18 protein-coding genes, 1 pseudogene and 1 riboswitch are annotated in these 18,935 nt (G+C 37.7%); all 19 genes and pseudogenes read right to left on the bottom strand.

The window, feature by feature from the left end; translation table 11 throughout:
• Positions 1-8 precede the first annotated feature (8 nt).
• A complete protein-coding gene (locus QKW49_RS15965) occupies positions 9-872 on the bottom strand; it encodes a MurR/RpiR family transcriptional regulator (protein WP_282863659.1) in 864 nt (287 codons plus the stop codon).
• 350 nt (positions 873-1,222) lie between these two features.
• Positions 1,223-3,820, bottom strand: coding sequence for an S-layer homology domain-containing protein (locus QKW49_RS15960; RefSeq protein ID WP_282863658.1), 2,598 nt, complete (start codon positions 3,818-3,820; stop codon positions 1,223-1,225).
• 341 nt (positions 3,821-4,161) lie between these two features.
• Positions 4,162-4,491, bottom strand: a pseudogene (locus tag QKW49_RS15955) (pyruvate ferredoxin oxidoreductase); the annotation flags it as partial.
• Positions 4,492-4,770: 279 nt separating this feature from the next.
• Positions 4,771-5,622: an endonuclease/exonuclease/phosphatase family protein gene (locus QKW49_RS15950; protein ID WP_282863657.1), complete on the bottom strand. Its 852-nt coding sequence runs from the start codon at positions 5,620-5,622 to the stop codon at positions 4,771-4,773.
• Positions 5,623-5,838: 216 nt separating this feature from the next.
• Positions 5,839-6,903, bottom strand: a complete 1,065-nt coding sequence (gene leuB, locus QKW49_RS15945; RefSeq protein ID WP_282863656.1) for a 3-isopropylmalate dehydrogenase — start codon at positions 6,901-6,903, stop codon at positions 5,839-5,841.
• 246 nt (positions 6,904-7,149) lie between these two features.
• Positions 7,150-8,055 carry an AraC family transcriptional regulator gene (locus tag QKW49_RS15940; protein WP_282863655.1) on the bottom strand — a complete coding sequence of 302 codons (906 nt, stop codon included), beginning with the start codon at positions 8,053-8,055 and terminating at the stop codon, positions 7,150-7,152.
• Positions 8,056-8,148: 93 nt separating this feature from the next.
• Positions 8,149-8,523, bottom strand: coding sequence for a CbiX/SirB N-terminal domain-containing protein (locus QKW49_RS15935; protein ID WP_349239034.1), 375 nt, complete (start codon positions 8,521-8,523; stop codon positions 8,149-8,151).
• An 11-nt stretch (positions 8,524-8,534) separates the two neighbouring features.
• Positions 8,535-9,368 (bottom strand): ATP-binding cassette domain-containing protein, encoded by an 834-nt coding sequence (locus QKW49_RS15930; RefSeq protein ID WP_349239033.1) that lies wholly within the window; start codon positions 9,366-9,368, stop codon positions 8,535-8,537.
• A 25-nt stretch (positions 9,369-9,393) separates the two neighbouring features.
• The gene (cbiQ, locus tag QKW49_RS15925) at positions 9,394-10,161 is read right to left on the bottom strand and encodes a cobalt ECF transporter T component CbiQ (RefSeq protein ID WP_282863653.1); all 768 of its coding nucleotides are present in this window, start codon (positions 10,159-10,161) and stop codon (positions 9,394-9,396) included.
• Positions 10,158-10,463, bottom strand: a complete 306-nt coding sequence (locus QKW49_RS15920; protein WP_282863652.1) for an energy-coupling factor ABC transporter substrate-binding protein — start codon at positions 10,461-10,463, stop codon at positions 10,158-10,160. Before QKW49_RS15920 ends, cbiQ begins: the two co-directional genes overlap by 4 nt.
• Positions 10,460-11,209: an energy-coupling factor ABC transporter permease gene (locus QKW49_RS15915; RefSeq protein WP_282863651.1), complete on the bottom strand. Its 750-nt coding sequence runs from the start codon at positions 11,207-11,209 to the stop codon at positions 10,460-10,462. Before QKW49_RS15915 ends, QKW49_RS15920 begins: the two co-directional genes overlap by 4 nt.
• Positions 11,210-11,345: 136 nt before the next feature.
• Positions 11,346-11,517: riboswitch (cobalamin riboswitch) on the bottom strand.
• Positions 11,518-11,678: 161 nt separating this feature from the next.
• Positions 11,679-12,539: an RMD1 family protein gene (locus QKW49_RS15910; RefSeq protein ID WP_282863650.1), complete on the bottom strand. Its 861-nt coding sequence runs from the start codon at positions 12,537-12,539 to the stop codon at positions 11,679-11,681.
• Between the two features lie 16 nt (positions 12,540-12,555).
• Entirely contained in the window at positions 12,556-13,380 is an 825-nt protein-coding gene (locus QKW49_RS15905; protein WP_282863649.1) for an RMD1 family protein, read from the bottom strand.
• Between the two features lie 33 nt (positions 13,381-13,413).
• On the bottom strand, positions 13,414-14,871 hold the full coding sequence (locus QKW49_RS15900) for an aminotransferase class I/II-fold pyridoxal phosphate-dependent enzyme (protein WP_282863648.1): 1,458 nt from the start codon (positions 14,869-14,871) through the stop codon (positions 13,414-13,416).
• A 169-nt stretch (positions 14,872-15,040) separates the two neighbouring features.
• Positions 15,041-15,709: an MgtC/SapB family protein gene (locus QKW49_RS15895; RefSeq protein WP_282863647.1), complete on the bottom strand. Its 669-nt coding sequence runs from the start codon at positions 15,707-15,709 to the stop codon at positions 15,041-15,043.
• Positions 15,710-15,848: 139 nt separating this feature from the next.
• On the bottom strand, positions 15,849-16,499 hold the full coding sequence (gene spoIIR / locus QKW49_RS15890; RefSeq protein WP_282863646.1) for a stage II sporulation protein R: 651 nt from the start codon (positions 16,497-16,499) through the stop codon (positions 15,849-15,851).
• Between the two features lie 118 nt (positions 16,500-16,617).
• Positions 16,618-17,367, bottom strand: coding sequence for a nucleotidyltransferase family protein (locus QKW49_RS15885; protein WP_282868159.1), 750 nt, complete (start codon positions 17,365-17,367; stop codon positions 16,618-16,620).
• 7 nt (positions 17,368-17,374) lie between these two features.
• Positions 17,375-18,052 (bottom strand): GntR family transcriptional regulator, encoded by a 678-nt coding sequence (locus QKW49_RS15880; RefSeq protein WP_282863645.1) that lies wholly within the window; start codon positions 18,050-18,052, stop codon positions 17,375-17,377.
• A gap of 6 nt (positions 18,053-18,058) precedes the next feature.
• Positions 18,059-18,925 carry a 4-(cytidine 5'-diphospho)-2-C-methyl-D-erythritol kinase gene (ispE, locus tag QKW49_RS15875; RefSeq protein WP_282868158.1) on the bottom strand — a complete coding sequence of 289 codons (867 nt, stop codon included), beginning with the start codon at positions 18,923-18,925 and terminating at the stop codon, positions 18,059-18,061.
• Between the last annotated feature and the right edge of the window lie 10 nt (positions 18,926-18,935).

Here is an 18,935-nt window from a genome sequence, read left to right as displayed (position 1 = left end):
TCCTTATTCTAATACTTTCTTGATGCGGTAGCATCTCTTGTTTTTTGTATACTCTTAAATGACTTTTCATATCCGGTAAAGGAAACGGCTACAAATAATGCGTCAATGATCGCCAACTCTGCGATTCTTGATGCTAGTGCGTCGCTTTTAAAAGCGGTTTCTTTTGAGGCAGTAAATAATACAACATCACTGACTTTTAAGATCGGAGATTTGCTATAATTCGTAATGCTAATGGTAGCAGCACCTGCTTCTTTAGCAATCTCCAGTATTTCAATAATATCCTTACTTCCGCCGGAATGTGATATACCTATAACAACATCGCCTTTACCAAGTAAAGACGCCGACATCGCTTGCAAATTAGTGTCTGTATATACCGAACATTTTAAACCAACCTTCAAAAACTTGTGCTGCGCATCCAATACTACAGCACTAGAACCTCCTACGCCGTACATTTCCACATGATTGGCTTGAGAAATTAGTTCAACCGCTTTCTTAAACTCATTATCATCCAACACTTTCAACGTGTCATGTATGGCCTGTGCATCGGCATTAAACACTTTTTGCTTGATGGTTAGTACATCGTCACTTTTTTCCAGCGCCTCATGTATTTGATGAGATGGCTGAATAATTTCTCTCGCAAGGTTAATCTTTAGTTCTTGAAATCCTCTATAGCCTAAGCTTTTACAGAGTCTAACAATCGTTGATTCACTGGTCTCAGATTTCTCAGCTAATTCTGTAATAGTCAAGTGAATGATATCCTGATAATTGCCTTTTATATAATCAGATACCTTCTTCTCTGAATCTCTTAACGATGAATAGATATTCTCAATTCTCACAAGACATCCCGGAATTTGATTTAATTCATTTGTCATATTTTATTATCCTCTCATCCAGTAAGTAATTTTATTATACATTTATGGGTAATTATTTTCAAGAGTTTTTATTAAATTTGTAGAAAATTTTCTTCACAGCTTCCATATTACTCTGGTATCAAATTTATTATTATATCTATTGCGATAAAGAGTACACATTAATAGTCATTAAATCAGGAGTGGGGAGCCTTTATACTCTTTTCACTATCCACTCCTCACTTATGTTTTCTAGAGTATAAAAAAGCCGGCCCCGTGACTAAATCAATCAGGACCGACCTTTAGACAAAAGATTACCCGCAGTACACCTGCTAATCTATAATACTAGAAAAATATTCTTCATAATTTTCTCTCTAGGGTAATGTTTTATATAATAAGTAGATGACTTTTGCAGCAGCTGCTCTTGTTGTATAATCTTTTGGCCTAAATGTATTACTGCCTACGCCATTAATAATGTTAGCCTGCAGCATTGCATATACTGCTTCAACTGCATAGGAATCGATAGATTCTTCGTCTGCAAATTCTTCCTTAGCATTAGTCGTTTCAAGTCTTGCATTAGCCTTCAGAGCAGCTCTATATGCCATTACAGCCATATCTTGCCTGCTAATTTTGCTGCCTACACCAAACTTGCTGTCACCAATACCGTTTATTACACCTGATTTTTGCGCAGATGCTATATGCTTTGCATACCACGCGTTTTTATCGACATCGCTTAATGTCGTCGTTGCCGCTTCATCCATCAGATCAAAGGCTTCCACAATCATCTTGGCAAATTGCTCTCTGGTAATATTGCTATCAGGGTCAAACTTATCCTCACCTATACCCCCGATAATACCTCGCCCAGCAAGTGCTTCTATAGAAGTTTTTGCCCATGGCACTGTCGAAACATCCTTAAAAGTAACATCAGATTCTTTAACCGTATATTTGCTAAAGTGATTTGTTTTAAATGTAACTTTTCCTGTATCAGGATCATATCTGCAATTTTTCACTGCTTCTAGTTCGCCATTATCGTTGATATAGTAAATAACAATCTTATCAGGGTCTTCACCAGCAGCAAGTGTATAATCTACGGAAATTTCTATCGGATTTTCCCCTTCAAATTTGCTTATTTTATTCCCATCTACAGAAAGGTTAAAATCATATACCGGCTGGCTTCCTACTTTTTCAGCAATTTCCGCAGACAACTGGGTCTTATCTACGGCCGCAACAGAAAGCTCAATCTTCTCAGCTCCCGATACAATGCTATCCTTCAATGCATCTGACGCTATTGCTACCGTGGCAATGCCCGTATCTACCGCAATTCTATCGATACCACTTGTTTTAGCAGTACTTAAAATATCTGCCGGAAACTTCGTTTCTACTTCTTTAACACCTTCTGCTCTAGGCACCTCAATTGTCACGATTCTCTGAACCATTACATCTACACCGGCATCTTTAGCCTGCTTAGTTAATTGTTGAGCAACCTTTACTGCATTGGCAACTGCAGCCTTTAAAGTATCTGCTTTAACCTCTAGTGCTGCCGTTGTTCCTTGGACTTTGACGTCCTTACTGTTAACATTTATTTTTGCTGCTTCTTTTACCGCATCTTCAATGGCTTTTTTTGCTTGCTCTTTTGCATTTCTATCAGGGGCTTGTACGCTAATAACCTTTTCTAACTGCTTACTTCCATCTTTAATGAATTCATCCGCATCTCCTACTTGAGTTCCCTCGCTCGTTGGCGTTCCTCCGCCAGTATTGCCAGGGGCCTCGGTATTACCATCGTTGTCGTCATCATCATCAGGTGCCTCTACAGTCCCTTCAAAAATATCGCCATTACTCTTTAAGAATGTCTTAAAAGCAGCTACTTCTGAAGGCTGGCTATTCACCAATTGTTCAGCGTACATTAGCAATTTATCGAAATTCGTGTCTCCTTCATAAGTACTAATACCGGCCTTCAAGGTTTCAACAGAATCAATAAGAGAAGATACCGTTGATTTGACAGTTTCATAACCTTCTAATTTAAAATCAATTTTTGATGTATCATTAGCATCATTAAAGGCTATCGGTCCTGTGATTGATGTAACTGTCGAAAGCATCTTCACAACAAGTCTCAATCCGATATCATTCGTTGGGTCACCGGTTACTTCATTATTGATTGCATCCGCAATATTGGGGAAACCTGTAGTATTGTTTAGTGATACCGGCAGACCTTCCTTGATCGCAGCCTCAATTATTCGTTTCTTCACGGTTGAATACGGTACATACGCTTTTAATGCTTTTTCCATATCCGAAGTACTTACAGACCCCAAGATATAACAACCATAGTCTACAAGCTGAGGAGTTACATATACTTCCGAATAAACTGTTTTAAGCGGACCCAAGATTTCCGTTGCAAATAGATCTCTGTTTTGTGCCGATAAGCTTAGACCTTGCACCATTACTTTCTGCAGAGGACTTAATTCAATATCACCAAAGTCCGAAACAAATCTTCCAACTACAAAACTCCCTTCCCTGATTGCTGTACCGGGAGCAGCTATATTCACGCAGATTTCAGCAGAACCTAGAGAAGTTACGTTTACAGGTATAGTAAAATTCATTACCGCCGTATTTGTTCTTATATCAGGAATTTTGATATTAATGTGGTATATTCTGCTAGATACTTTAGTGACTATTGCAGAATCAAAATCATCAGCACCGCTTCCTGCAAAAGTCACTACAGGTCCACCATCGAACTCCACTCCACTAGGCAGTGTCAATATTACAACATCACCATTGCAAAAATTCCCCAGCAGCTTTTCATCAATGCGTATTTTGGCCAAATCATAACTTCCAATCTTAGACACCTCTGTTATCGGGCCTACGACCATGGGGTCGGCCACTACAAAAGCATCAGCAATAGATGCATTAAATATAGTAAAAGATACCAATAAAACTATAAGGAGCTTCGCAACCCCTTTCATATGAACAACCATAGACACCCTCCCTTTGTAAAATTAGTAAAACACTTGGAAATTGTATCACATTTATACACATTATTCAATATTTATACATTTATTTCACATAATCATATAGGAGGATGTGCCAAAGTGCCTAATCGCTCGAAAATCGGACACGGGGACAGGGCCGCAGTCCGGCCAAAGACCGGGCCTGACAGCAGACCAGTCCCCATGTCCGATTTTCTCTTCGTGCTAAATTCGACTTTATCACAGTCTCCTATAAGAAAATGCAAAAAAGCCGGCCCCGTGACTAAATCAATCAGGACCGACCCTTAAATGAGAATTGAGAATGAATACTCTCAATCTTTATCTATATATTATGCTTCTCCGGCAAGAATCAGAAGCTCATTCCATCTCTTATCTACTTCTGCCTGAATTTCAGCGATCATATGCTCATTGCCTTTTTTGAATAAGTGTCTGAATCTTCCCTGCGGTTTCAAATATTCTTCAACAGGAAACTTATTCTTTGGCTTATAGCTAATAATATATTTACCATCAATTACTTCATATAATGGCCAGAAGCAAGTTTCAACTGCTAATTTGCACATATCCATTAATTTAGGCGTATCATATCTCCAACCTCTCGGACATGGAGCCAATACATTCAAGAAAGCAGCGCCTCCAGTATAAATAGCTTTTTCAGCCTTTGAAGGTTAGAACTCTGTTTATATGTAGGTGTCAAATGCAAAAAAAATTAGTAGATTAGTACACAGTATCCATACGAATATATACCTACACATACTATTATTTATAGCTTTATTACCTCTAAATTAGTATAACAATACGAAAAATTATTGTCAAGCGAAGTTTCCGTATCAGGCTGAATCCATGGGTTTGAACAAAAACTAATGATTATTGTATACAAAACCAATAACAAAATAGGAATAATAAAGAGATTGCAAATAACCTCTTATTATTCCATAATTTTAGTATTCCTTTAAACTTACTTCTGCCAATACAGGAAGATGATCTGATGCCTCACTTTCTATGACCTTATTGTTTTTTACTTCAAGTTCCTCAGAAACAAATATATAGTCTATTCTGAATGTTGGATCGTTTGCCGGAAAAGTGCCATATTCTTCTTTAGCGCTGTCCTCCATCATTTCACTTATCTGTTTTACTTCATTGGAGCTCGGCGCTGCATTGAAATCACCAATTAAGACTGTGGGTCCGTCAAGCTCTTTTAATTTTTCTATTATATACACTATTTGTTCCGGTCTTTCCTCGCTATTAATGGATAAATGCGTAGAGAGGACTTTTATTGTTTTATCATCAATATTGACGTCAGCTTGGATTAATCCTCTTGGCTCCGACATCTTGTTCTTGGGTAATGCATCATTAATATATGTTGTAATAGGATGTTTAGATAATAACACATTGCCATACTTACTTCCAAAGTTAATATTAAAACCGTAAACCAGATTGTATCCCAGCGCATCTGCAATAATTTTATCCTGCTTTTGCATATAGGTGCGCGGCATCATATGATCTACTTCATTTAAAGATACGATATCCGGGTCTGCCTCTTTGATAACTGAGATTATTCTATCCAAATCATAATTATTATCTACCCCCACACCATGTCTTATATTATAGGTCATGATTTTTACCGTCTTTTCTTTGATTTCTTCTGGCAAAGCAGCAAGAGACTTGACTTCAACAGCAGTAGATACAATACTTTCAGGGACAGCCTCAAATTCTTTTTTTACGCTGGTACAGGCCGTCATTAGCATAAGGATAAGAGGTAAAATCACAATATTTATGGTTAAAAGCTTCAAAAAACCCCCTCCCCTTACCTTACGATTTGTATATTATGTATACTAATTGTATTATAACACATACTATATTAATATAAAACCGGAATAAAAAGGTAGTACAAAAAAGCTGATAAATCAGGAAAAGACGATAAAAGCCAAGAGGACGGGGTTGTTGACAACATCCCCGTCCTCTTGACTTTTGATATAGATAAAAAACTCTAACCTTGAAAATACAATTTAATCTTGTATCTCGTCAATGATTAGTTGTCCCATTGCCGCTGTACCCGCTAGCTGCATTCCTTCACTCATGATATCACCGGTTCTGTACCCTTTATCCAATACACTACTTACGGCTTTTTCTATGACATCAGCTTCTTGGGTAAGGTTAAAAGAATACCTTAACATCATCGCAACTGAAATAATGGTGGCAATAGGATTTGCCTTGTCTTGTCCTGCTATATCGGGAGCTGAACCATGTACGGGCTCATACATGCCCAATTTTCCGGCACCAAGGCTTGCAGACGGCAGCATACCGATAGAACCTGTAATCATAGAAGCTTCATCGGATAAGATATCTCCAAACATATTTCCGGTTACAATAACATCAAACTGCTTTGGATTCCTTACCAACTGCATTGCTGCATTGTCAACATACATATGGCTCACTTGTACTCCCGGATATTCCTTGGCTACCTTTTCAACAACCTCTCTCCACAATCTGGAGTTTTCAAGAATGTTCGCTTTATCTACCGATACTATATTTTTATTTCTCTTCATTGCGATTTCAAAAGCTACTCTTGTTATTCTTTCGATCTCACCGACGCTATATTTCATAGTATCAAAGGCTGCATCCTCTGTGCGTCCTCTGTCACCAAAATATATTCCGCCGGTCAGTTCTCTGACCACCATTATATCCAGCCCGTCCCCGATAATCTCCGGTTTTAACGGTGAAGCATCTTTCAATGCCTGATGCAATACCGCCGGACGAAGATTTGCAAACAAACCTAATCCTTTCCTTAACCCTAGCAATGCCTGTTCAGGCCTTTGGCTTCCGGGAAGCGTATCCCATTTCGGACCTCCGACAGCACCTAATAATACGGAGTCACTATTCTTGCAAACTTCTAACGTCTGTGCCGGCAAGGGCTCCCCGTGTTTATCAATTGCACATCCGCCGGCATCTGCCTCGGTCATCTCAAATACATGACCAAACTTCTCTCCTACCGTTTTTAATACTTTTACTGCCTGTGCAGTAACTTCAATACCAATACCGTCACCGGGAATTACCGCAATCTTAAAATTCATATCGTTAATTTGGAGATTAGAACTCGAAATGCAAAACGATATCTTGTCCGCTGCATTCCATTCTTATAACTCTCCATCCTCCTCTCAAAAATTTATATAATTTTATTTAAACCATCAACTAGTTTATTGATTAGTTTATATTTTAGAACAAACATTCTAATAATTCTTCCCTATTACTATGAAATACTAGCGTAAAAAAATAATGTTTACTGTTATAGAAACATTATTTTTATATTATACGTATTTTTACTTATTTAATTTATCCGCCTTTACCTTTTTTCTATATTTCAGAGGTGTCATCCCGACATATTTCTTAAACATATCGTTATACCTTTGCTGGCTGGAGAAACCAACACTAAGCGCCACATCACTGATTTTCAAATCAGTCTTTTCAAGCAGTTCCTTTGATTTATCTATTCTTACCTTCAGCAAGTAACTTTTAGGACTGATATCAAACTCTTCTTTAAATGCATGGGCAAAATAACTCTGGCTCAAAAATACATACTTCGATACATCCGTTAGCGTCAAATCTTTCTCATAGTTCACTTCCATATATTGTTTTGCAATATGCATAAGCTCTTTTAATTTCAAGCTTTTATTCTTTATACTTTCTTCCCATTCCATCTTAAGGGCACGAGAAACAAGCACAAATAACTCCATAATTAACAGGTAGCTTAAAAAATCTCCCCAAATATCCTGCTTTTCTCGCTCTCTTAAAATCCTATTCATTACATAAACAATATCATTTTTTCTGCTGACTTTTAGTGTAATAAACGATCCGCTTTCCTTATTTTTTACAAATTCTATAAAATCATTTAATGATATATCTGAATACTCTTTATCCCGCTGGTCCTGGAATTTAAAACTCAGAACAATAAATTCACATCCAGCCTGTGACTTTACATTGAATTTATGAAGCTGAAAAGGCTTAATAATGACAATATCATTTGGCCCCATATGCACATCTTGACCTGCGATATGGAATACTGCATTTCCTCTCTTAATATACACCATTTCAAAATGATCGTGCCGGCTCGGCTCCATAGACCATGTTGTATCATGAATTCTTTCCAATGTTTTTATAATGACCGGCAGAAATGTCCCTTTACTAATAAGCCCCTCCCAGGCCTTTGGCAGCATTGTTTCAGACATAACATTCATCCTCTTTACGCATTTATTAAAGTAATTATAGCATATAATGCGTGAATATTGTAGCAAATTTTACTTTTTATGTATAAGCGCAAATTATGTAATCATTTCTTTAACTCTCTTCTCTAACAAACTTACCAATAGGTCATCATCACCTAACGCGCTGCCCATCTTAATGGTTATATGCGGATAATCCCGCCCTATCTCCTCAAGAATCTGCGGAATATCTTCCTTTATGTGAATACCGCTGTATATAAAAAGCGGTACAACTACAATCATATCAACTTTTTGTTTGTCCAGTTTCTCCACAGCCTCACGGATATTGGGCTTTGCCAGTTCCATATGTGCACCCTCAATATTTTGATAGCCTTTTGCTTTTAATTTATCTATAATGCTTTCGAATGTTTGCTGCGCTTCTAGCGCCCTGCTGCCATGTCCTATAATTAATATGCCTTTATTCATATGCTGCACTCCTTTATCTATTATTTTATTAATCCAAACAGTTCTTCTTTGTTTCTCGGTACGCTAATATTAGCCTTAATGACTTCTTTACTTTGAAGCCATTTGTAAACCTCCATGATCCACGGCACTTTCAAGCCTGCATTTTTTAGTAACGTATCGTCATGAAAGATTCGGACTGCACTTCCCTCTGCAAACACCTTCCCCTCTTTAAGTACAAATACATGGTCGGCCCAACCATATACTCTATCAATATCATGAGTAGAAAGTATGATCGTTTTTCCCTGAGTATTGAGTTTATCCATCAGTTGAAACATCTCATCAGCATGAACAGGATCCAAAGAGTCTGTAGGCTCATCAAAAACAATCACTTCCGGTTCCATTGCCAATATATCGGCTATACATACCCGTTTCTTCTGCCCGAAGCTAAGAAAGTGAGTAGGTTTATCTTTTAATGCTTCTATTCCCATTTGATGAAGCGACGTATTTACTCTATGCTCTACCTCTGATACATCTAACTCTAAATTCATAGGCCCAAATGAGATCTCTTGAAATACACTTGCAGAAAAAAGCTGGGAATCGGGATCTTGAAATACAACTCCTATTTCTTTACGAAGCGTCGCTAAGTCTTGTCGTTTATATCTTAATTCCGTTCCTTTATATTTCATTCTTCCATTCGCCGGTTGAAATATTCCATTAAAGTGCAAGAAGAGAGTAGATTTTCCTGCTCCATTAGACCCAACTAGTGCAATTTTTTTACCTTGCTCTATTTTTATATCCAGACCATCTAATGCTTTTGTGCCGTCAGGATAATAAAATTCCAGACCTTCTGCTTCTAAAATATAACGCTTCAACATAACCACTCCAACTCATATGCCATATTTATTTTATAAAGACGAGCAATGCCACTAGCAGGCTATCTATAAGTACAATTGCTAAAATGTTCATCCTTGAAAACGGTTTACTCATTTCCAGAACTCTTAAATCTCCAGTATATCCCCTTGACTCCAAACTGATGTAAAGTCTTTCAGATCGGTGTAAAGATTTTATAAAAAGAGTTGAGATAAGCTGTCCCAAAGAAGAGTACCCCCGTCTCACAGACCGGTACCCTAAGCGCGCGTCCTGAGAAACATAAATCTGCTGGGCAGTTTCCAATAATACAAAAATACTTTTATATATAAAGCCCATTAGTTCGATCAATATTGTGGGTAATTTTAATTTCTTCAAAACCAGAATAATCTCTACCATTGGGGTGGTAAGAGCTAGAAAATAAAGGCAGGAAACCGCACTTAGAGATTTCAAAACTAATTTCAATGCCATTTCCATACTCTGCGATGTAATACCCAGGTTCTGTCCAAGAATACTGGCGCTTATAACTATATTTTCTGCATTGTCAACTGTCGTAACCATGACCGTGAATACGCTCAGTATCAAAAAAGATACTGGCAGCAGCAGTAATTTGATGTATTGCCGTGTAGGGACTTTCGCTGCTGCCACTATAATTACAGATACGATGACAATTATCGAACCCGGTACGATGATGGATCTGCTTAATAAACCTATAATCATTGTAAAAATAGCAAAGCTGCATTTTTCAGCAGCATTTGCTCGAAGCGCATTGACATACGCATACATATCAAAAATAATCATGAAGCTTGTTCCATTCCTTTTTTCTTTCCTACAACATAGCCTATATAGTAAAATATAAAAGCTGAGCCTATTGCTGCCTGCAATGCAAACAGAAGACTTTCTATCTCTCCGCTGGCAGGTTCAAGTATAGAGGTAAACCAAGGTTCATAATCAGGATCTATACTCTGTATCACAGCTTCCGCCTGACCATCGGCTCCTCCGAATTCACCACCCTGAACAATAAACAATGGAATAACAGTGAGCACCGCTACCAATAAAAGAAGAAGCAGGTTTGTTTTTACCAATCCTCTTGATATTCTCATATGTTCCCCCCCCTGTTCAAAACATTTAACTGTTGCAGTTCTCTACTGTTATAGGCATGCAATACATTAAAAATGATAACTGTTAATATTCCTTCACTAATGGCTAATGGTATCTGCGTTACTGCAAACACCGTCATAAATTTGCCCAACGATGTCACAAAGCCTCCCGCCGGGTCAGGAAACGCAAGCGCAAGTTGTATCGCCGTCATCATATATGTAAGCAAGTCACCTAATGCAGCTGCAAAAAACACCGCAATGGCACTGCTTCCTCCTGCCTTTTTGACACCTTTATAAGTTAGGAATGCAATAATTGGCCCTGCAATAGCCATTGAGAACACATTGGCACCTAATGTTGTAATTCCTCCGTGCGCTAAAAGGATCGCTTGGAATATCAATACGATAAGTCCTAGGACTGAAGTTACAGATGGTCCAAAGAGAATAGCAGCTAATCCCACTCCGGTAGGATGTGAACAACTTCCGGTTACCGAAGGAATCTTTAATGCGGACAGCACAAATACAAATGCACCGGCCAACGCCAGCAGCATTTTTATGCTGGGACTCGTATCGACTAACTTATTGATTTTAATAACTCCAAATGCTAGAAAAGGCAAAGACAGCATACCCCAAAACACTGCCCAGCCTATAGGCAAGAACCCTTCCATGATATGCATGGCATATGCTGATACAGGGATAAGCAGTAAAAGACTCAAAGATATAATTGTTTTGAACCACACGTTGTTTGTCATTTTACCTAACCTCCTCATAAAAATGTTTAAATACATGATAATAAAGTTAAATAAACATCCAAATAAGAAGTCAAGTAGAATTAAATAGCTTGATCATAGTCATATGATACCACCCTCCTCATCACCCGTAAGGTTAGTAGTGATTTTGCATGCAGGCAGGTCTCCTGGCTCGGATTCATCACAGTTTTACGCCTTCCCGGTTTTTCCAGTGGCATCATATAAAACCGCTCATCCTTACAGTGGCGGGACCGCGCAGGAATTACACCTGCTTCCCTATTAAGTAATACACCTGTATGTTCCTATTAAGTCTATTATACTCTTTTACATATTGCTCGTCTAGAAGATATCTTATTTATTTTAATTTACAAATTATTATTCTATAATTGCCGCAATTATGGCTATGGATGCGTAGATAAAGAATAAGTTGTGAATTGATCAAAAGCCCTGTGCTAACCTTACACAGGGCTTTTTAGTATAGAAAATGAAAAATATCCAATTCTGCATAAGTATCCATCAAGTAATGGGCTAGATGAAACAGTGGAAATAATGCAAGTAAAAAAATTTCCAACAGGTATCGTTTTGCTTCATGATATTTATAGCTTAGCATCGCATAGCTCTTCATGATCCGTCTTAAATCAAATATCTTGCTTTGTATAATTTTATATCTATCATACAATTCATAATAATTTTCCAAAAAGTCATAGATTTCTTTTGATTGTATACTTTGTACCAAATTGGTTGATTGGTCAAACAACCCTATGCTGCTTATACTTTCATATTCAAACCGTAAAATTCTCGCTGTAGTGATTGTATTGTTTTTCTTGCTAAAGTTTAAGCGGCCTTTCTGAAGATTACTAAGAACATCTTCCCCTTCATTCAATAACCGATTAACACTTTCCTCTATCTTACTTATTGCAACTGACTTTGCCAAAATGCCCGCAATCACATGTACAATATACTCATGATAGATAAAGTATTTGGTTTGGTCCTTCCATAAAGTGCATTTTCCGTCACTAGAGACATGGATACTATGCCCTTCATGGTATTTTGCAATAAACGAATAATCTATCCCATCTATTATAGACTCTAGATGCTGAAGAAACGCATAGATCTCCTGTTGCGTAAAATCCACAAATACTATAGCCCCAAAGCAAAAGATGAACACTTGTTTATTACCCATTTTATATTTTAGAACCGCGCTTATATGATGTCCTGTAAGATGGATATACTCTTTCCAGCTCAGAGGACTATGCGTTTGAAAAAAAAGCGCAATCTTATTTAACGGAAAGCCGGGAGCAATTTTATAGCTATCAAAATTCAATACCGCCATCTCTCGTTCCTTTCTCTTATCTAATCAAGTCTATAAGCATTAAAATAACTTCCATCACAATTAATATAACAATGACCCATTCAACAAATATTCCTCGTATTGAATGACTGATAGCTGTAAAACCATCTAAGATATTATTAAGAATACTGGTCTTACTTTTTAATATTTCAAATCTATCATTCAGCTCAAAAAATTCGGACATTTTATCATAAAGCTCTGCCGCATCACTGCTAAGCCAAGTAATATCCGGTTTATCCAGAATCATAATGTAAGCAATGGTATTATACTCATGTTTTACGATACGCGCTGTAGTTTTTGCCAGTTCCTTGTCACTAATTCGCAGTCTCCCCCTCTCTAGCCGGACAATCATACTCTCTAACTTATCCAATATCTTCCCCAGTTGCTCTTCCGTCTTTTCCAGCGCGACAGACTTAGCAATCACTGTAGAAATTAATTCAGGATAGAATTGCAGATATTCCGAAACTGTTACATATTCGTCTGTTAATTCCATCTCTTTTACTTCACCCACATGGAGCTTATAATCATCGGTATATTTATCCCAATCTTTCAAAGCTTCCTGATTCTTGAACGTTTTAATATATTCGATAAACGTTTGAATATCATGTGATTCCGCATTAATAAACACGATACTCCCAAAAGCAAACACCATAACTCTTTGTTCCGGACTTATTTCCTGTTTAAGAATGGATGCTAATATGTCTCCCTGCAAAACCAGAGGCTCCTCCCACGTATATTTCTTCGGAATATTGCACCGTGCCGCTATCTTATTTAAATCTATTTCATTGGTCACAGCGTAAGCCTTAAATGTCATATCGTTCATATTGATCAAACTCCCGAATTATTTTTATCGTTATCATTCTGTTCCTAAAACTCTTATATGATTTACATATGGGTCTGCAGTTCCTTGAAGCTGACAATGCTCTGCCTTCAATATATTTACATATTCAATAATATCCTTTGTAATCTTCTCTCCCGGACATATGACCGGAATACCCGGAGGATATGCCATAATCATCTCGGCAGATATTTCTCCGGTGGCATCCTCCAGTAAGATGCTTTTTTTGGGGCTGTAAAACGCATCCCTTGGACTGACAATCAGCTTAGGTTTGTATGGCACCCTGGTAGCGTTTTTCACTTCTTCCACCGTAGTTTTCCCGGCAATATCTTTTAATGCGTTAACCAACGCCTGAAGATCTTCTTTCGTATCTCCAACGGTTATAACTGCAAGAATATTATAAAGATCCGACATCTCAATCTGTATGTTATATTCATTTCTCAGTTTCTTCTCTACCTGATACCCGGTATAACCCAACTTTCTCACATTTACACCCAATTTTGTCTCATCAAAATCATGGCATCCCGGCAACCCTATTAATTCCTTACCGAAAGCATATAGAGCTTCTATTTTATTGATTTCATCCCTCGCCCATCTTACTAATTCCAAAGTATGTTCCAGCATATCTCCCCCTTGAGTAGCCAGCTGCTTTCGCGCTACATCCATTGACGCCATCAAAACATAAGATGCACTGGTACTATATGTAAGATTGATTACTTGTTTTATCACTTCGGGAGCTATAATATTTCCACGTGTCAGCAGTACGGCACTTTGTGTCATTGAGCCACCTGTCTTGTGCAAGCTTAAGGCGCTCATATCCGCACCTACCTCCATTGCGGTAAGCGGAAAATCATCATGAAAAGACATGTGTGCCCCATGCGCTTCATCTACTAATACTGCCATGTTATGCCGATGAGCAATCCTTACAATTGCTTTTAAATCGGATATAATACCGTAATAAGTGGGATTGATAATAAATACCGCTTTGGCATACGGATGATCTTTAATGGCTTTTTTCACCGCTTCCTCCGTAATGCCCATAGCAAATCCCAAATCCTCATTAATTTCCGGTTGTATATATACCGGCACGGCACCACTGAGTATAATTCCTCCTATAGTAGATTTATGCGCATTTCTTGGTATGATGATTTCATCACCCGGCTCACAAGTACTCATAATCATAGCCTGTATTCCCGCAGTAGTTCCATTGATCAAAAAATAGGCGTTCTGTGCTCCAAATGTGTGTGCGCAAAGCTTCTCCGATTCCATAATCACGCCTATGGGATTACTTGCATTATCAAGATCTTCCATGCTATTCACATCTATTTCCAGCACTCTATTCCCTACATATTCTCTAAATTCATTGATGCCCTTCCCTTGTTTATGCCCCGGCACATGAAAGGGTATTACTTTATTATCTACATAGTTTTTAAGTGCGCTAAACAAAGGTGTCGTTGTTTGGTCCAGTCTCTTCATATGTACCACTCCCAAATTCATACTCTCTCATTAGGAAAAATAAAATAATTCTCTACCACTTTTGAATTTGAAGCGGATATTATTATTCCATCATTCCTTATCTAGTTTTTAGCATGATGATTATATTAATGCATACTTTGTTGAATTTGGTGTGTCTTTATGATATGATCTATATCTCCTCGACTTTGCTTACTCCGTGAATACGCGCGACTTCTTTCACTACCCGCTCATGTGTCAAGCCATGCGGAAGCTTTAATGTTAATCTAAGTAGTATCTCACTCTCATCTGCCGCATCATCACTTATAAACTCAATATTTTTAATATAAATATCATATTTGCCAAGCAGCAATCCGATCTCTCCAATTTTCCCAGGCGTATTTTCCATCTCGACGATAAGGTTTAACTGCGATGCTTTACTTTGCAGCATTTTCCCGAATCTGCTAAGAAAAATTAATGTCAGATATATTATAATTGCACCTGCGATAGCACCTTCATAAAAACCTATCCCCGCTGCCAGTCCTACACATGCAATTGCCCACAAACTCGCGGCTGTCGTAAGGCCTTTTACATTTAACCCCTGTCTGATGATTGTACCTGCTCCCAGAAACCCGATACCGCTAACAACCTGCGATCCCATCCTCCCCGGGTCCATATTGGTAATACCTCTATATTTATAAAAAATGAATTCAGAAGTGATCATGACAAGGGCAGAACCGACGCATACCAAGATATGTGTCCTAAAACCGGCCGGACGGTTTTTATCTTCCCGCTCTATGCCTATTAGTCCACTTAATACTACCGCTAATAAAAGTCTCATAATCACTGTTTGTATATCCAAGCTTATGCCTCCCATAGATCATCTTATTATTCTTATTTTGTTTTTATCCTTTTTATGCTTATACAGTCTATTATATCTTATTCCGGGACTTTTAAATAGATATTTGGGCAATAAAAAAGTGCCCTTATTTAGAGCACTTCTATTTTGTTCTATTAAATGCTGTTTGTACTTTTATTTTGGACTTCTGCCATAATTCCACGACCTTAAACTTGATTTGAACCGGAATCTGATCATCTCCATCTGCAGTAGTAATAATTTTATACTCTTCTTCAGAAAGTACGTTTTTTAATCTTTGTTTTGCGCTATCCGGCATTACACCATGGGTAGCATCTACAAAACATAATGGCGGAAAGAGAACACACCACCAATTTTCTCCTTGCCCTTCACCGATCACCACCCTAAGTGCTTCATAATTCCCTGCCGGCAATGTTACATCCCCGTAAACTTTCGTAGGAAATGGATATATATTCAGTGTAGCTTTCACATCGTATTCTTTATTCCACTTTTTTATCTCATCTTTAGCAATCTCTTCTATATGTGGTATACTGGCTTGAATCAATTCTTTCGTCACATCGATATTTGCCGATTCATCAAATTGTTCTTCCATTTCATTAATAATTCTATCTCTGACACGATACTTTAATTCTTGGTCTTCTTTCGAATCACTATTCGCGATCACATGAAACCGTACAAGACTATTCGCTAAATCAGCCTGTACCGTATTTGAATAATTGCTGACAATCATTGTGAATATCATACCTATAAATACCGCTAATATTACTTTCTTCATAAAAAAATTCCCCCTATTCTTGTCTCTACTAAAAGTATTAACATAAATAAGGGAAATCATACATGTATTTCAATACATATTCATTATTAGTAACAATCGATAAACGTGAACAAGTAATTCATTCATAATTTTCCAATAAATACTTTTGAACGAAAAGCAGGTCTGAGGGCTTGTCAACATCATTCGCCAACTCGGGATAATTACTTATAATTGCTTTTGCTCTAATACCGAAAATTTCTGAAAACCGCTGTTCAGCTTGTCGAACGCTCAATCTCCTTGTAAACAGCAATAGCAGTGTTTTCCAACCCAATATTTTTGCCATTTTCAAAGCATTTTTTCTATTATCAATGAGCTGCTGCGCTTTATCACAGCATTTGTTTACTATCAATGGATTAATATAAAAAAGGTTCCCTCCGGTAAATGTACCTTCTTTTATGACTGTATATGTGCGTTCTATTCCCATGAATTTCAATTCATTTACTTTTTTATCTACAATAGGATAACATAAATCTGCATTGGATTGCTGCGCTTGCTTGATAAAATCACATATGCATTCTACCGTCAGCATAGGAATATCCGAAGTACTTACAATCACTTCTTTCTTTGCTCCCAAATACTGTATACCTTCTAAAACATTATCTATTATGGAATGTTCTCCATCAACAATATAGTCTACCTCTTCATGAAATAACTCATATAATTTTTCCTGAGGACCTACCATTGCTATTTTATCTATTATATCACTTTTCTTAAGAGCATCAATAATATATTTTACCATTGGCTTTCCATGTATATCTATAAGTGCCTTTACACTAGTTCCCAGTTTATCTGTGTCATGGTCTTCCCCCGCAAGAATAAGTGCATTCACCAATACGTCATTCCTCCGTCTTTAATGAGCTAATCATTGCTTTCTCCTGGTGTCTGATATGAATAAGAGCTAACTCTTCGGCAAGCTTCTCATCGCCGCTTTCAATCGCATGATAGATTTCATTATGTTCTCTCATAAGCTCCTTTGGACTGCTGTAATCTTTAAGGTAAACTACTCTGAATCGATGAATCTGCTCTTTCAGATTCGTAGCAATTTGACCCAATTTCTCATTTCTTGAAGCCTTATAGATCAGTTCATGGAACTCTACGTCTTTTTTAATCAGTCCTTGTACATTATTTTTCTCCAGATACTGTGCAAATTGATCCACAATGTTCCCCAGTTCTCTTAATTCGTCTTTATTGATTCTCTTGGCGGCGAGAGCTGATGCCAAGCCATCCAAAGAACTTCTTACCTCAAGAACATCTTTAATATCTTTTACGGAAAGTTCTGCAACATGGGCTCCTTTGCGTGGAATCATTACAACCAGACCCTCCAGCTCCAACTTTCTTATTGCTTCCCGTACCGGCGTTCTGCTTACACCCATTTTTTCCGCAAGCTGTATTTCCATCAAACGTTCGCCTGGCTTCAATTCACCCATAATAATTGCTTCTCTTAGAGAATCAAATATTACTTCTCTCAGGGGTTTATAATCGTTTAGGTTTATTTTTGACAATTTACCTGCCATAGCAATTTACCTCTCTCCATAATTACTATTATATGTATTTACTACGAAAATATCACTAACAATTGTGCGTAACTTATTGACTGCTTTTCTGGCACTAACTTCATGATCAAAAACACCAAATACCGTAGGTCCGCTACCGCTCATCATCGCATTGAGTGCACCGCTTCCCAACATGATATTTTTAATCCGATTTATAATTCGATGTTCTTTTGTAGTAACAGCTTCCAGCACATTATACATTCCTTTTGTAATTCCCATGAGATCTTTATTATATATTGCATTAATAACCGCTTCAGTATCAGGCCGTATAGTGATACCCTCTACATTTAACTTACCGTATACATACGCAGTCGAAACACTGACAGGAGGTTTAGCCAGTACAATAATTGTATTTGGCATAGGGGGAAGAAGTGTAATGACGTCCCCTATTCCCTCGGCTAATGCGGTACCGCCCAGTATGCAGTAGGGAACATCCGCTCCAAGTCTTCCACCCAAAACTTTCAACTCATCGGTTGTGAGCTCGGTTTTAAAGATCTTATTCAAACCGATTAATACTGCCGCCGCATCCGTACTCCCTCCTGCAAGTCCTGCCGCTACCGGTATTCTCTTATGAATATTAATTTTAATCCCCGCAGTATCAATATTTAAAGTACTAAAAAAAAGCTGCGCCGCTTTATAAGCAATATTCCTTTTATCAGTAGGCAAGTAGGGCAGATTTGTACTTACAGTTATTCCGCTGTCTGTCTTCTCCAAATGCAGCGTGTCATATAAATCTACTGTCTGCATAATCATTTTAACATTATGATAACCATCTTCTCTTTTACTAAGTACATCCAACGTAATATTGATTTTTGCCCTGGCTTTTATCTCCATTTTATTCATT

Origin of the sequence: Petroclostridium sp. X23 (assembly GCF_030013905.1) — a bacterium.
Classification (GTDB): Bacteria; Bacillota; Clostridia; order SK-Y3; family SK-Y3; genus X23.
The sequence above is the reverse complement of the archived record's forward strand: the minus strand, read 5'-3'. Positions and strand labels throughout refer to the sequence as shown.